This window comes from Paenibacillus sp. FSL L8-0641 (assembly GCF_038006265.1).
GTDB lineage: Bacteria > Bacillota > Bacilli > Paenibacillales > Paenibacillaceae > Paenibacillus > Paenibacillus polymyxa_D.
Genome location: NZ_JBBOUW010000001.1, coordinates 226,628 through 242,734, shown reverse-complemented (window position 1 = coordinate 242,734; position 16,107 = coordinate 226,628). Strand labels below are relative to the sequence as shown.

10 protein-coding genes are annotated in these 16,107 nt (G+C 38.3%); 2 read left to right on the top strand and 8 right to left on the bottom strand.

Translation table 11 applies throughout. The features are described from left to right. Nucleotides 1-200 precede the first annotated feature (200 nt). Nucleotides 201-1,430 (bottom strand): hypothetical protein, encoded by a 1,230-nt coding sequence (locus MKY16_RS01045; RefSeq protein ID WP_340953674.1) that lies wholly within the window; start codon nt 1,428-1,430, stop codon nt 201-203. Nucleotides 1,431-1,980: 550 nt separating this feature from the next. Here MKY16_RS01045 and MKY16_RS01040 point away from each other — a divergent pair. Beyond that, nucleotides 1,981-2,127, top strand: a complete 147-nt coding sequence (locus MKY16_RS01040) for a hypothetical protein (RefSeq protein ID WP_340953673.1) — start codon at nt 1,981-1,983, stop codon at nt 2,125-2,127. Between the two features lie 39 nt (nt 2,128-2,166). On the opposite strand, the gene MKY16_RS01035 is transcribed toward MKY16_RS01040, so the two are convergent. The 3 genes from MKY16_RS01035 to MKY16_RS01025 form a co-directional block, all read right to left on the bottom strand. Further along, nucleotides 2,167-2,337 (bottom strand): hypothetical protein, encoded by a 171-nt coding sequence (locus MKY16_RS01035; RefSeq protein WP_340953671.1) that lies wholly within the window; start codon nt 2,335-2,337, stop codon nt 2,167-2,169. 1,034 nt (nt 2,338-3,371) lie between these two features. Continuing rightward, on the bottom strand, nt 3,372-3,806 hold the full coding sequence (locus tag MKY16_RS01030) for a hypothetical protein (protein WP_340953668.1): 435 nt from the start codon (nt 3,804-3,806) through the stop codon (nt 3,372-3,374). Between the two features lie 390 nt (nt 3,807-4,196). Then, a complete protein-coding gene (locus tag MKY16_RS01025) occupies nt 4,197-4,964 on the bottom strand; it encodes a hypothetical protein (protein ID WP_340953667.1) in 768 nt (255 codons plus the stop codon). A 298-nt stretch (nt 4,965-5,262) separates the two neighbouring features. On the opposite strand from MKY16_RS01025, the gene MKY16_RS01020 reads away from it, so the two are divergent. Beyond that, nucleotides 5,263-6,009 carry a hypothetical protein gene (locus MKY16_RS01020; RefSeq protein ID WP_340953666.1) on the top strand — a complete coding sequence of 249 codons (747 nt, stop codon included), beginning with the start codon at nt 5,263-5,265 and terminating at the stop codon, nt 6,007-6,009. Between the two features lie 1,014 nt (nt 6,010-7,023). On the opposite strand, the gene MKY16_RS01015 is transcribed toward MKY16_RS01020, so the two are convergent. The 4 genes from MKY16_RS01015 to MKY16_RS01000 are packed head-to-tail and all read right to left on the bottom strand — an operon-like array spanning nt 7,024 to nt 16,097. Next, a complete protein-coding gene (locus MKY16_RS01015; protein WP_340953663.1) occupies nt 7,024-7,734 on the bottom strand; it encodes a hypothetical protein in 711 nt (236 codons plus the stop codon). A gap of 16 nt (nt 7,735-7,750) precedes the next feature. Then, the gene (pglZ, locus tag MKY16_RS01010) at nt 7,751-9,634 is read right to left on the bottom strand and encodes a BREX-3 system phosphatase PglZ (protein ID WP_340953660.1); all 1,884 of its coding nucleotides are present in this window, start codon (nt 9,632-9,634) and stop codon (nt 7,751-7,753) included. 15 nt (nt 9,635-9,649) lie between these two features. Beyond that, the gene (locus MKY16_RS01005; RefSeq protein ID WP_340953657.1) at nt 9,650-12,424 is read right to left on the bottom strand and encodes a DNA methyltransferase; all 2,775 of its coding nucleotides are present in this window, start codon (nt 12,422-12,424) and stop codon (nt 9,650-9,652) included. A 1-nt stretch (nt 12,425) separates the two neighbouring features. Next, nucleotides 12,426-16,097 (bottom strand): DUF6079 family protein, encoded by a 3,672-nt coding sequence (locus MKY16_RS01000; RefSeq protein WP_340953656.1) that lies wholly within the window; start codon nt 16,095-16,097, stop codon nt 12,426-12,428. Nucleotides 16,098-16,107 lie beyond the last annotated feature (10 nt).

The following is a 16,107-nucleotide window of genomic DNA, read 5'->3' as shown; positions in this document are numbered from 1 at the left end:
GCAAAAACCCGCTCAACGAGCAGGTTTTTCAAATGGAGGCGAACCGTGGCACGGCAAATCCACAATTCGGCGCCGCGTGATGCATAGGATTTTTGGGGAGGTGACTTAGATCAGAAACTCCATAACTCTGCCTTCTCCAATCGTTGATCTATAACTGACTATCCAACGGATAATTACAAAATGTTCATCGAAATTTAAATTTATTTCCCAAATAACTTTTTACCGATACCAAAAATAACCCCCCCCGCAACGCCTACTGCAACAATTGGTGCAGCAGCAACTGCTGCAGCTACTACCGCTGTTCCGGCTGCTACTGCTGCTCCTCCTACTGCTGTACTAGCAACAGCTGTCCCTGCCGCTGCAACTGCACTCCCTACAGCCGTACTAGCAATTGCTGAAGTAACAGCAGTTCCTGCAGCAAGAGTTGTAGTTGCTGCAGCGGTTCCCAACCCACCAATGGTCCCGATAACAGCAGAACCTGCTGCAATTGCTGTTCCTCCTACAGCAGTACCAGCTAACGCGGAAGTTGCGGTTCCAACCGTTCCCGCAACTGCTGTGCCTACCGCAGTATTACCAACTACAGTAGCAACAGCCCCAGTTGCATATCCAATACCAGTGGACAAGGCTGTATCTACTACAACAGCTTTAGCTGCATCACCAACCTTCTTCTCCCCACTAAGTACATCTACCATATTTGAGCCAAGGCTAAATCCCCCACCGAATTGCCCCCCGGTTTTCGCTGATTGCAGACCTGCTCGATGAGATTCTTTGACAATATTAACTGTTGCATGGGCTTTAGGCACTACTACTGAATTTGATCGCCCGATAATTTTTGTTTCAAGCTGCATTTGTTTCGCCAATCTTGCTGCTTCTTTCGACGAAATATTCGATTCCATTACTTCTAACCTGGCTTTCTTTGCTTTTTCAATCAGAAATGCATTTCCTTTATCCACCACAATAGTCTGCCCCTTATATGTAGAAAAGTCGATATTAGTCGTACCATATCCGACCTTTGCTTGAGCATAAGTTACAGTTCCGTTGGTGTTTATTATCGCAAAATCAGCAATTCCATTATTATTTATAACATTCGTAACTTGTCCTTTTATCGTTGCATTAGTTGCATGCATTTCTTCAAATAAAAAACCTTTAAATCCTTTTGTACCTCCTCTCATTGTATTTAAGGTACTTAAATTGTTCGAAAGTTTTTCATATAGACCAGCATTTTTAATGCCAAGTTCTATCGATTCTTTTGAGTATAAAGAACCGATACCTCCAACATAACTTCGCATTCTTTCAACAGCTTTATTAATACTCCATCCTGTCTTAATAAGAAGTTGCTTACATTCATTTTCGTTAAATCCCGTTAATGAAATCAATTGATCCTTTTGTTCTTTTTGCTTGTCTTGATTCATTGCTTTTCCATTGTGCATATAAACACCATCTTTCAAATAATTTAACCATAATTAGCATATCAGGAACTAAAATTAGAACCACATAACCTTCTCGCTTTATAGAAGCAAGATCGGACAAATAAACCCCATCACTCTTTACACTGCCATTTAAGACAGCCCTATTTCCTCCGTCCCAATCCACTGATTTTCCAATCATATTAATATTACTAATCATTCGCATAGAGGATTTTCATTTTGTAATTCCAAAATGATTCATACATAATTACCATTCAACATTTAGGACTATTTTCCTGCTTACTTATTAAAAGTTTTCAACCTAAAAAAAACCACTTCTTAAAGTATCCTTAAACTAAGTCAAACGGAATATGCTATCTTTGTACTATAATACCTCGACCACGACGATGACCACCACACAACAAATATTGTTGGATTTTCTCCAACAAGAATTTGACCCAGATGGTTCGATTCACTTCCTAGCAATAGCTATGGCTGAGCAGCAAAGCGAGCCTGGCTCGGTATCAACTTCAAGGTTCGTGTAGCCGCCCTAACCTTTCAGGAGGAAACCGGATTGAAACTCTACTTCGACGGTACCGACCTGTTTGTCACCATTTCCCCGAAGGAAAACCAGTTTACACGAGAGAAGAATTGGGCAGACGGGCCACCGGTTCGGGAAGGAAGTCCACTGGAATTGGCCTCGTCTGGGTATCCGAGTTAGCGCTGCCCCTTTTTGTCTCTCCGAATGCCGAAGCTGCAGCTACAAACGGATCATCCCGATGGACAGACCGGAACGATTTACGATCATTTCAGTGCCCATCCAGTTGCAAATCGGTTGTACAGACCGCAAAACGTCCGCCATTTGCTCCACAAACTCAGAAAGCTCGTCGACAGCTAAAGCAGTTTCCGTCCGATTAAAGGTGATATTCACCTTCCCATCCAAAGAGGTATAAATCATCTCAGAGCGATGTTCCGAAGGACATTTAAATTTGGCTTGCTCCGCGGCATCAGGCTAAAGATTTCGGAACGCTAACCTCCATTTGTCTGTCCAGAATCGCTCTTCATTCCAACGGGATCAACTCATCACCCATCCGCAACACTGTGTTTTTTCAGTAACGGAGTTGGCCTGATTAGGTACAGCAGTTTAAGATAGGTTCATATTTACGTTATTAGATGTTGCATCATGATTAAGCTTATTTTTGAGACTTAGGATATGCTCGTCCATATAACATATAGTTCATAGAGGCAGACCCTTCTTCTTAAAAGATGAAAGTTTATTTCAAAATACGAAATTAAGAGAGGATATTTAACAACAGCCCATCTTATATAGTGTATCGGCCAGTTTAGAGATTATGATTACATAAAGAACCATTCAGTGCGTTATTTTAATGTATATTTCTGAAATTAATATGGAAAAGAAGATGAGCAGGAACTGACTACCTATCACCGTCTTAGCCAAAAAAGGAATTTATCATGTAGAGCACACACCAGATGTTCCTTTTCTTTTAAGGGCCAATAATCCCCCCCCTTTGAACCTAAAAAAAATTGATGGTACCGACGAAGGCTTCATTCTACGCCATCGTCGGTACCATCGCTATTTTTCTATAAAAATGGGTCGAATTTCCATATCAATCTGCTTGTTAAGCATTCTTTCTACCTGCTCTATTCCATTTAAATTCAACTGATGCAATGGAAAATCAATACCATTCAGTTAAATGCAGTGCATAAAATTTATATTCCTAGCTTGTAGACATGATGTCTACAAGTCCTAGTACAATTTGGCCCTTAATAATTTCATGACTACATTTGGTCAACATTTTAACTCAATAAAAAGCAAAAACCCGCTCAGTGAGCGGTTTTTTTAGATGGAGGCGAACTTGTGGCACGGTAAATCCAACAATTCGTCGCCGGGTGATGCTGCAGTTGTTTGAGGAGATCGCCTAGAGCATTACTTTTCACCGTAAGTTAAACAATTCTATTCAATAATCCTGTATTTTGGTCAAACTCCATGACAGAAACATCATCAAGCAAATGCCGATAAGTCCTGACATAGTATGAGGCCAGGGTTTCATTTCTGCCTGCGTGCTTATCCAAATTGATAACCAATAACTTATGAGTATTCTTTGGTGCATGTTGTAAGTAAAAAATTGCTTCATTTAGCACTGACATCTTTGCGCTAGGCACATTGTTTCCAATTGTCCACGTGTAGTTTTTGGTTTCAACAATAATTTCGCCATCACTGGAAATCAAGTCGAACTTGTGGTCTTTGGCTGGCTTTCCTATTGGATAGGCTATCTCTAGGTCAAAGGGCTTCCCAAAGTATAATGTCAAAGCTTGCTGGACTGAAAGTTGAAATGCCTTTCCCTTGCTTGGATTCATATTATTAATACTTGTTATCATTAAATTCCACCTCCGTCGTATGCGACTGAATTAGAATAAATCATCCATTTTAGGGCCTGAAAACCTCCAAACTATAGTAGACATACAATTAACTATGACCCTCGGGTGGTTAACAAAGTTGTCGGTCAGAGGGATTAGATTAACAAGTTCCCCTACTTCCGAAAGCACAACAATTTGGTATTCTCCCCAAGAAGCAATCTCATCCGCATAAACTGGGTCGGCCATTACAGCAATTCGGCGTGTTGTAATGTTGAAGATGTTTGCTGAAGTTGCTTGAACATTGAGTTATCGCATCATCATTTAGAGTATGTTATAAATTAAGGTGAAAACTGAATTAACTCTTTTAAAGGCCATGAATAGGTGAAACTCTTATATCTAATGCAAGGCAGATCATAGAAGATGCTCGTAATATCGTGCATCTAATGGGTATTTTGTAATTTTCTTGGAATAAATATCATATAAATAATATTCATTACGGAAACGAATAGACAATTTGCTATCTCTAATCCAATAACGAATTCTGTTAAGTTGAAATATATCGCCTCTAGCACGACGTATTTGCAAATGCTTCGTGATAACTAATATCAAAAACAGAATAACAAAAATGTCAAAAAAACCGTGGAAAAACATGTAGTGTGAACTTGAAAATACAGCCCATCCTTTGATAATTAACTTTTTCATTGGCAAAGAACTGTTTGCAAAAGCAGCATCCACGGCTAATTCCTCCATATCAAATAATGAAGTCATAAACCCTAGAGATAAGAATCCAAATACAAAAGTAACAACGCCGTTAATTACAATATATACAGGCGAACTCGATTTAACGATATCTATAACAGAAACAAAATCTGTTATAGATATCGAGTGTTGTGTAATTATACTAGAAAAGAATTGAGATAAAAAATTACTTCCTAAAGTAAATGCACTATAAGCAAGAGCTCCCCACCCAACAATTTTAGAGATAAATACAAATGTTTTAAAACGAGCAAAATAGTTTTGATATTTTTGGAGGGGACCTATCACGAAACGGTCAGTTACCGCTCTAGTTCCTACTACCAATCGCTGAGTAGGAGTGAGTAAAAAGTCCTCTCCTTCTATAGGAGTATTATTCTTGCTTTTTCGAAGTTTAATCTTATTGAGTTTCCCCTTCTTCTTCATTTCACTATCCCCCATATGAATCATTATTATATTTGCTTTCATTAATAGATGAGGTAACCTCCAAATTCCATATAAGTCTTACTTACTTCGATAATAAACATCAAAATCCTCCAATAATTAAAATCGTGTGTAAACAGGATTACTGTTATGTAGAATAATGGGATTCATTTACTTGTAGTTGGAAATATTTATTTGGTATGATACAAATAATAGCATACTAGTAGCTATGAGATTAGTTTAAGCAAACTTAGTCATTCAAAACTTTGATCTATTATTCAGGGGGGGACAATAAAACTATATGGCACAACAACCACCAATATATCCTAGCATGGCTGTAGCGCCGCACGGTGTTATTTCCATGCATTTGTCTACCTATTACCCTAATAACCTATTATGGCCAGTTATCTGGTATAAAGCAAACAGTTATCTACAAATCGATTCAATTACATTCGAGGTAAATGCAAAAAATACAACTAACATTTATGTTTCTACTGATAATCCAATAATTCAAGAAATAAATAGTCCGACTTTTAGACTTGACTATCAACCCGCTAATAACAGGCTCTCAATTTTAAATGAATTCCAACCACCAAATTATCTAAACTCAGCAATAGGTCCTAGTTTTGAGAAATCATTAGATTTTTCAACCTCAAGACTTCATAATACTTATGGAATCTCAACAGTAGATGTTGATTATTTGTGGGCAAATAATCATGGAGTTCAGGCTCTAGAGGTATCGACCTTTTTCTCTGAAATGTACAATCGGGACCGAGCTATTAAATTAGTGCAAGATTTCATTACCAAGAGAGCTTCAAGGCCAGGGGCTCATCAGTTTGCCTTATTAGCAAAAGCTGCTCAAAATGTTTTCAGTGCTAATATGAGAATGGTGTTTGTTAACACGGTAGGAAGGTCCACAACTATATTACCCAATAGTAATGTAATTTGGTTTGATTTAAACCAACTGCAAGCGCAACGTATGCATAATAATCAGCTTCCGCTTAATATGATATTCGAACCGCTTCAGACTTTCCTCACTCGACTTTAATTAGTATAATATGCATTATTATTTTCAGATCTACTCCTATTACTCAATAAATCGATAAAGGATTATTGTTCAAAAAGCTTGATGTAAGAACAGGTTACGTGAGTCAACCACAGGAAATATTCAACCTCAATTATGTATTTCTCAAACAAGTAAATCTTTAGATAACCTCTCTTCACTCATTGCCATTCCATCTTGTATGCAATAAATGAATGTGTGTTGGGTTATATCAGACAGATCTTCATGATAGAGATCTTCATGATAGACCTCAGATAGTAAATACTTTTACCATCTGTCAGGATAATGTACCGCGGGATATAGTGCTACATTATATCAAAACAGGGGATTTGATATCAATAAATTACAAATACAACTTCCCCTAGTCAACAGGTGGAAAGCAAAGTCCAGGCGAAGGAGCGGAAAGGGAGGTCCTTGATTCGGTTCAAAATGTGACATCCTGAAAGAGATAAAGTTGACGATGAAACAAGTCTTAGCCGATCGGGCCTATGTCACGAATGCAATTTAAGCCCTGTTGGAAGAGCAACAGGCTGTCCCTATGATTCCCGGGAAGAGAAATCGTAAAGTGCGTATCTCTTATGACCGGGAACTTTACAAGGAGCGCCACCTGAACAATTTTTTAAACATTACTGACGTCTTGCCACTCGCTATGATAAATTAGCGTGTACATTCAAGACTTTTTTGATTGTAGAATCATGCCTTAGAGTGCCCATAGAAAAGAAAAAGTACTGTAATACTACTATATTCCTGTGCTATACCTTTCTGTGGTTATTTTTACCGTTAAGCAGTTTAAATAATCCGATGTCCCGCTGCTCCAACATCAGCTCATAATATTGACTGTCTCCCAGCGATATCCGAGTCAAAAAAAATCCTTATCTACCAATTCTACACTGTTTACTTCGACAGTCTCAGGAAATTGGTGACCACGTACAATCTCCCCTTTGGTCAACATACCATTACCCACCTTGAGAAGACTCTACCGAGTTGTAGCCACAGAGTTTATCTAAGCCCAACCATTGATCGCCCAATACCTTGACGAGTAATTTCGAGCTCGTCACCTAGTAGTTCTGATTCCATTATACTCAAATCGAAAGGGAACACACATGGTTCTCCAGCGATACTGTTTATTTCAATTACTGTTTTATCCGTAACAATTAACAACACTTGAACTAGCCATTTTTTTATTTCTGCAGATAATATTTCTTTCTTCATCGCAACGGTATAAGTATTCCGTTTTCCTGATTCAAGAACTCCCCATGAACGAAGAGAACCTAATACTGCACCAATAGAAACCTCCACACGCCGTCGTTCGCCATATAGTCCTTTCATCTTCCGCCCTATATGTTCACTAGTTACTTCATTTTGCAATTGAAATAAATACCCCAGTTGTTCAACCACATCCTTAAAGAATGGATAAGCAAGGAGAATCATCCCCCAATGAAGAATTAATCTCTCTTCCAGAGAACCTTGTTGAAACAGGTTTAGGGCACGATCTCTAAGACTAGTTTGCTCACTGGGAACTAAGAACCATATCTTAAACAAAATCGTACGTGCATTGGCACGTGATTTTATACCTCCAATATCCGCCATTAACCGTTCATCTACTAACTGGTACAGAGCATCCCGTGAACCCATCCTAGGTATTTCTTGTGCCAAAAAGTCCAATTGATGAAGCTGAACTTTTTGATCAAACCCAACCACTTTCTTCATTGTACGTACACCTACACTATCTTTTTTGAATGTGAACAAATGGGACAATCACTTCTTCAATACTTGCGCCACCATGACTAACTACAATTTCTCCTTCGCGAACGAAAGCTTCCCCTGGCTGAGCCAAAAGTATATGGTAATCATCCGGCAGGCCCGTACCTAGCCACTGTTTACTCGGATATTGTACAGCAACTCTATCTCTAAGGACCACATCGCGATATATTCTCACGCGCTCTCCTCGGGTCTCAGGCAGAGTTCCATCACCGATTCGCCCCACTCCCTTACTTTCCTTATTCCCATGATCAGAGGTAAGGTATACATCATATCCTGCATCTAACAAATCTGAGAGCAGTGACTGCAGATATCCTTGTTTTAACCATATAGCAATAGTCGCATGCATCCCTAACTGACCTTGTATTGTATTATGCGTAAATTGATCAATCGTATCAATAACAAGCCCGGCAACTCTGGTGTTAGATTTCGTTAAAGCAGCAATATTCGGTTTCTCATACGCACCTTGCCCTAATCCTTTTTCGTAAGTTACAAATCCGGATGGAACACCGTTTTTGTCCCAGACCTTTTTCCATGCTTGCTCTTCTTTAGAGGTCGTATTAATAGAATTATAAAAGAATCGCGGAATTTCACCCGAGAAAATAGATTGTCTTGATACAGAGGTTAGCGTTGGTATCCAAGCATATGAACCATACACTTCACACTTATAATTTCGGGCTAATCCTAATTCTATTTGAGCCCATTGTACAAAACTCATACCATCACAGACAATTAACGCAAGTTTCTCTTTACCCTTCATTCGAAGCACTTCGGTGGTTTTATGCACCATTACAGGTGCATTGCGATCAGTTAGTGTCACTAATGATCCATAATGTTTAAATAACCACTTTTCAAATTTCGCTTCTAATTTCTTCTCTAATTCAAATGAGATACAATTGTCATCTTCATGCGCCTGTAGCTCCAATGAGGTGCACTTAGCCTTTCCGTAAATCTCTGCAATCTGTATCCAAGAACGACGATCTGTAGGAGCAGATAGTAATAATTCCAATTGTTTCTGGAGCTCCTTCAATAATTCTCTTCTCTGCGATATTTCGTCGTATGAAACTCCCCATGTGAAGACATCAGGGACAGTTTCTTCCTGCATTATCACTCTTACTAATTTACCTTCGTTGAACAGCAAGCTCATGAAGGATCTAACACTTGCATTCCAGAAAACATGTGATCTAGGAAAATTATCATCGACAAAAATTTCCCATTCCTGCTGTAGATACTGACAAAAGTCATAATAGGATATTATCCACTCTTTAACAGGTACATCGGCTATATTTTGCTGAATATTTTCAATTAAATACTTCTTAATTACATCTGGGATATCTAACTCAAGCTGATGCCATCGCATAATTAGCACTAAACAATCCGCTAATGAGTGCATCGAATCATAAGCTATTCCATAGGCATGTCTTAAAATAAAGTTAATCGTTGCTTTTTCTGAAGATACATTTGCTGTTATTTGTAGTCTGGAAAGCAAATCTAACGTACGTGCGTCAAGCTGATGCACAATATTAGGTGCCAAATCAGGAAAAAGTCTGCTTTTCCGCAACTCAATCTTCTGCGCATTTTTCCAAATATCATATGGAAGATCATTCGAGGTTTCTGAATTACTTACAATCATAAGATTAATTCGATGAGTTGCCACTGTCCTGAATTCACTTTCAAACTGAAAGCGAAAAGAAGCTTTATCTTCGAATCTTAAAATCTCGAATCCATATCCAACTAGCTCAGAGACTATCATTTCATCATCTAACAATCGGTCCGGGTCACTGACGAATGTTAGATGGGAAAAAGGTGTTTGAAAGTACTCAAGCACCTTTTTACGCCACTCAATCAAGTTTGTTCACTTCCTTTATATGCCGAGCTTCGTTTGCGCATTATCGAAGTACCTTAGAAGTTTATCATCCTCTTGTAGTACAGCATCCGGTAGTCGGTTTCCGATCTCGACGATGATATTATAGTTCTTTTCACTCCATGCTTTATAAAACCCGACGCGAATAGCCTCCGTACGAAATTGTTTCAACTTTTTTTTATTAGAAGCAAGCTCTTCGATATATTGATTAAATTCTCTCAAGAGTGACTTTTCACGTAATTTTTCTAAATCTGCTTGTTTGTTTGGATCAGGTACGTACCAACGATCTTGTGCTTTTTCAATCAGTTTAGGGTCCATTTTAGTCAAATTCCGCAAATCCTTATAATCTGTACTTAAATAAGTATGGATTTGACTTGGAACATCGCCATCGCCATCGAATCTCAAGAAATTTTGCTCTAAAAGAATATCCAACTCAGGCAATATCTCATGTTTGGCTATGTGCTGAATTTCCTTCATAAAATTGGGATGTAAATCCTGCCGTGTCTGAGGCTTCTTAAGTAACTGCTGACGAATCCATTCGATAGCACTATTCTCGTCAGAAACGAATAAGCTAAGCTGGGTAAACTCTTTAGTTAGAATTCGCTTTTTATCATACTCAGCCACTTGTTTTTCTAAAAATGCCATACCATCCCTCATAGGAAATCGCTGCTCAACACCAGTTTGAAACTCTCCTGATGATAAAGGAACATTCAATCCATTCTGCACATAATAAGAAATCATTCTGTCAAATAATACTCTTGGAGTCCTCTCAACAATTAACTCCGATGCACCTTTTTGTCCAATATGAACAGGTAACTGCTCAAGGTGATTTCTCACGAACATCCATGTAGATTCTTCTGTAAATTGATTAGCAGCTATTTCAGACGTCATTTCATTGGATGGTTTATACGCAGATATTACCAAATCCTGCTTTACAGCTGTGGTAGTCGTCACTGCTTTAAAACTCCCTTGCTGCTTATCTAAAGCTGATACATTCGCTACGATAAATCCAGCTTCTGTTAAAGCTGTTTGAATAGAGTTCCACACTGCCGCCTTCGTATTTGAAAATTCAACTGTCATCCATCGCCCAGGCTTAAGGGTACGGTAGGCTTCCTTAAAGCATTCTGTCATAAGCAGACGGTATTCAGTTAGACCTTTCCCTTGTGCATTATTTTCAATCGCTTCTAATTGATTATTAGTCGTAATCTTGAGCCAATTCTCCCATATTGTATTCAGCTCTGAATAATTTAAATTGGCTCCAAATGGAGGATCTAAAAAAATATAATCTGCGCAACAATTTAAGGAAGAAGTCATTGATTTAGTAGAAATGATGCTAGGACTATCAATCTTTTTAAAGGCCTCCGTTAACTTTTTAAGCTTATTTTTATACGCAATGAATACAGAAGCTTCCGACGTTTGCGAACCGATATACAAAGTCCCACTTAAAGGGTTATACGGAAATGAAACACCCGGCCTATATCGATTTAGTCTACTCATGTTGATTAGTTGAGAGTTAAATAACAATAATAATGGTCCATCACTGCAACGATTTCTAATAGCCGAAAGAATCCATAGATTCCGCTTCGTATAAAAATGATGAACATGAGTAATCCCGATAATATCGTTTCTACGCGTTTCCTTGCCCTCCATTAATCGATCTTTAGGAAACCAGTATGGAATTTCACTATTATTTATTTTCTCTAACACCATCAAATCATTTTCGTCCGGCTTTTTTTCAACACGTTTTCCATTAATAGTGTAGTTAATGAGGACCGGCGTCTGTTTTGCTTGACGTATAGTTTGACTAATTGCACTATCAAACGTAGTTGACCAAGCACGTTCCATTTTTCTCTTTGTTAACTTACAGGAACATGTTGGACATAAAAATTCATCTTTAACACTTCCGGCATCTTTATCCACAGCTGCTTCCCAGAATACCACCTCGGAAGTACATTCTGGACATATAAAAACATCAGACCAAACTGTATAGTTAATTGTTCCTATGCGTCCATCTGCATGTCTAGTTTCATACATCCATCCGCACTCAGATTCCACTTCTTCCAAAACCCTATTAGCCTCTTTTACGAAAGCAGGAACATCAACTGGCGTATTGTAATTATATGCAATAAATGTTGCAGCTGGAGATAGATCATTTAATACCGCATGCCGTACACCTAGCTTAGAAAAAGGAACCCAGCTTGCAGTGGCGTCATTAATCTCCTGCTTGAATATCGTGCCGTTTTGATCAATTTGATATCCTAGTTCCAATACTGCATCTCGATCCCCACACATTTGAGCTGCAACACCTGTCATACCTGTCCCACAAAAACCGTCAAATACAATGTCCCCTGGATTCGTATAGTGAAGAATATAACGCATAATAGCTTTATGTGGGACCTTAGTATGATAACTATGAGCATTATATATTGGATCGTTTTTCCCTTCGCTTACATCAGCAGTAAACGGTTCACGTTGATAATTTATAGTCGTATTAGATGGTTTTTGCCTCTCCCACTCATTGGTTAAATCAACAAACCATGGATTTGGACATGCAGTATAGTATGGCGGATCTGACAAGACTAGAATATCTTCATCACTTCCATAAGGGAAACCCTCTATTTTTTTCAGTTCCGGTAGTTTCTTTCTTAATTCTTCGGTGAAATAAGCACGACGTGTTTCATTATTTTCAAAAGTCATACCCAGGCAGGTCACAGGACCCGCCTGAGCAATGTTTTTATCTCTTAGAAATTCTAGTTGCTCAACTTTTTCAGACATGCTACATGTCACCCTTCTGCAATAAAATTCTTATTCTATTACCTTGATTAGGTCCAATACTATCTTTCACTAACGCTTCGAAGCGGTTTCGTAATTCATCTACTGTTAGAGGGTTTCCGTTTCCAGCCATCTGAACTAACTGCTCCACAGAAAGTTCAATTTTATGGATACCTTCAAACAATTCTTTCAGCGTCTGAATTAATTTTAGATTTACTGGCGAGGAAAACTTACCTTCTTGTACAAATTGATCAATCTGTTGACGCTGATCTAAACTAAGTAATAAGATACTCTCTTTTATCTCTGCATCATTCAAGGTATTAACTACTGTCTCCGTCCACGAGGTAATTAATTCATCAAGCTCTTCAGCTAAACTTGAAATCTTCATTTGTTGAACATAGGACTCATCCCTCGGACGATAGCGACAATGCGGACAAATTACCGAGTGCTCTAGATCATCCTTTTTTAGATTCCAGCAGAACTTAAGCTGACCTAGCTTCGATTTCCATTCTTCGAGCTGTCTTGAAGGTAATATAGAAATGCATGTAAGCTGACCCAATACCGAATAGCGTCCATCTTGCAACAGTTGATCCCTTTTATTCTCCTCAGTGATGCCCAGCCGTGCATTGCTGTGCATAGCATAATACAAATCAATGTACTGTTCCTTAAGCTTTTGCAGACAGTGAATTTCTTTCTGACAGTTTTCTCCTGCTCTTAATGCTTGAAGAATGTCTTTAAGAGCCCTTTCAGCAGATGAATGCCACTCATTGCTTGTTTGGACATGATTAAGTGCGTTTACAATATACTGAGCTTTTGTCCTAACCTCTAAAGCACGTTGTCCCAAACTTTTTAATTGTTTGGCCAGTTGAATAAGCTGTTGCATTTCTTCAATTTCAGCAATTGTGTACTTAAAATTTTTAAGACGAGGCGGGGAATTATAGACACTCAGACTTTGCAAGAAATTATTTAGTTTGCGTAAGTTCTGTTGATACTCACTCACTTCGGGCTCAGATAGGAGAGGGCCTTCCCAAATCGGAACTCCTGATCTTATTTCTTGTTCAACTTTTACAACTTCACTCAATAGCTTTTGAACTTCTGCCTGTAACTTAGTAACCCCGTGCGCTTGGGACTGTGGTTGAAGCAATCCATGACCAATATTGAATAGATCAAACAAAGCTCGTAATTCAGTTAAAGGTAAATCAGAAGGCTTCTTAATATAACTGAACTCCAGGATACCATCAGCTTTTAATCGAATTAACTCATCTAGCTTCATTGAGTCATACGTAATTCCGTTAATTGTAATGACAATGTCCCCATTACGTACAAGTGCCACTAACAGCACTGCCAAAAGCTCAGGCTCTAATTTATATTCAATTGTTCTCTTAACTTCCATTCCACTTGCAATACGATCAATATGCAATATTTCAGATGCATTAACAACCTGACTATGCTCCTTAGAACTAATCAAATCCAATATCCAAGACGCATACCCAGACTTTTGAACATTTAATCTATCGCCATCTAATAACACAAGACCATCAAGTATAGTTCTGGCTGTCTTCGTGATATTAAGCGTATTAAGTGCATTAAGCGCATCTGGAACGTATGTGGTCTTCATTACATTAATATTTATACAGGTCTTATCAGTTCGGAAAACAGGATAATCTGGATACTTTTCTTCAAACCATTCAGTTAAGCAATCATCCGCTGCAGTATCTACAATTTCGCGTACTGATGCTTGTGCTGGTGCAGTGAAACTCCAATCCGCTAATTTTTTTGTGATTCCCTTATAAGTCATTTTGTATGAAGTCGGCATATTTACTTTAAACCAAGAAGTCAACTCTTTAATATAATAATTTGCTTTCTCTTCATACAACTTTTTCGTAGCACTTGAGGATATTATTGCCATTTCCTTGGCCCCAGCATAAAGTTTTAAATTGTGAATCAATTCTTGGTCTTTTGTATCGAGCATAAAAAACACTTCATCTGGTTTCTTCTCGTCGTTATACTTAGGAAGATCAAAAGCTTGGAGAAAATAAATATAGTAATCACGCTCAGGCTGTGCAGTTGGCCGCTCATTAGGCGCTCCAAAGAATTGATAACCAGGTCTAGTAGCCTTGTGCTTATACCAATCAAGTTCATGCTGCCATATTCGATACCCTGTAACAAAGGTACTAGGGGTACACTCCAAAACCCGCTCTAAAACTTGAAAGTAGTATCGATTAAGCTGCTCACCACTTAAAGTCTCACTTTTACTTGCAATATGATCATCTACAGGAATATCCTTGTCTAAATCAAGATAGTACTGCCCATTTTCTTGGTTCGTAGAGATAAATTGATAACTAACAGACTTTAATATTTCTCTCAGTGTTGACTCTATAGTCGCATCTAAGAATTCTACATCCATATCACAATTCTTATCAAATAAGAATAACTGATCACGCATTTCCGATGGTGTCATCCCGATTCGTACGCGAAGATCATCTGTTGTAAGTCTAAATACGGATAACGCTTGAACGATACGTTTTGCCATTGGTTTGTAAGTAGGCTTTTGGAATGAATACTCTACGCGGTCTAACAAGACTTCTGATTTCTCTATCACTTCTCGTACATCAGGATCAGATCTTAGCGTGCTATCTCCTTGAATACGGGTCCAATAGTTATCATAGGAGATCAGCCCTGGACTATCCAAAGGGACTTCCTGGTCAAGGAGCTTTTCAATTTCATCGCTGACTGTTGTAAGAGCAACCCTCTTTTCTGCAATTTTAACTTTCTGAAAAGCTGATAAATAGGCAGGATGAATCGGAAACATCTCCACGTATTTTTCAAGTTGCTCACCTAATTTTCCATACAGCGGAGCGAATTGTTGTAGATGCTCGCGTATATTTGCCTTCTGTTTGTCATTTTTCTTAAGTAATCGCTGTGATACAACATATTCTATATCTTCTCTAGCAATAATGGCCTGTACAGTACGCTCTTTAACTCTCCTAAGTTGCTCTGCTACAAACGCAAAACGTGGATTATCAAACAACATTTCCTGGACACCTGTCATGAAGCGAAAACGTGTTGTCTGTGTAATCTCACCCATTGCGCGCAAGAAATTAAGATCCAACATAAGCTCTTGCTCTTTCCGACTTCTTAGATAATCTAATAACTCATCAATAATGAGTATAAAACCATGATTAGGATATTCTTCATGAAAAGCCGACATCAAATTAACTAGCTCATCTTTATTACTACGTACTTTTGAAAGTTCTGGCATTTCATATTTAATACCGATACTTTGTAAATAAGATGTCATTTCACTAAATAAGACTTCACGAAAAGGCATATCAATTCCATCGAACTCAATACGTAACACTTTAAATTTGCCTTCAACTTCTTTTGCCTTAGCAACTACTGCGTGGTTTGTCAAACGCTCGCTTGTACCTGGATGCTCAGCTATTGCAGCAACAACACTCATTAAATGGGATTTACCCGTTCCATAATTGCCGACTACCATAATGCCTTTATGATCAACCAGTCTTTCAAATTGTAAGTGTTCGAAAATAATGTTGTTCAATACTTCAGCCATTCGATCCGAAATTACATAATTATCGATTATACTATCATCTGCAGTTCTCAATTCAATAATAGAACGTATAGGCTCAAAATGTACTAAGTCCCGATACTTCATAGTAATTTAT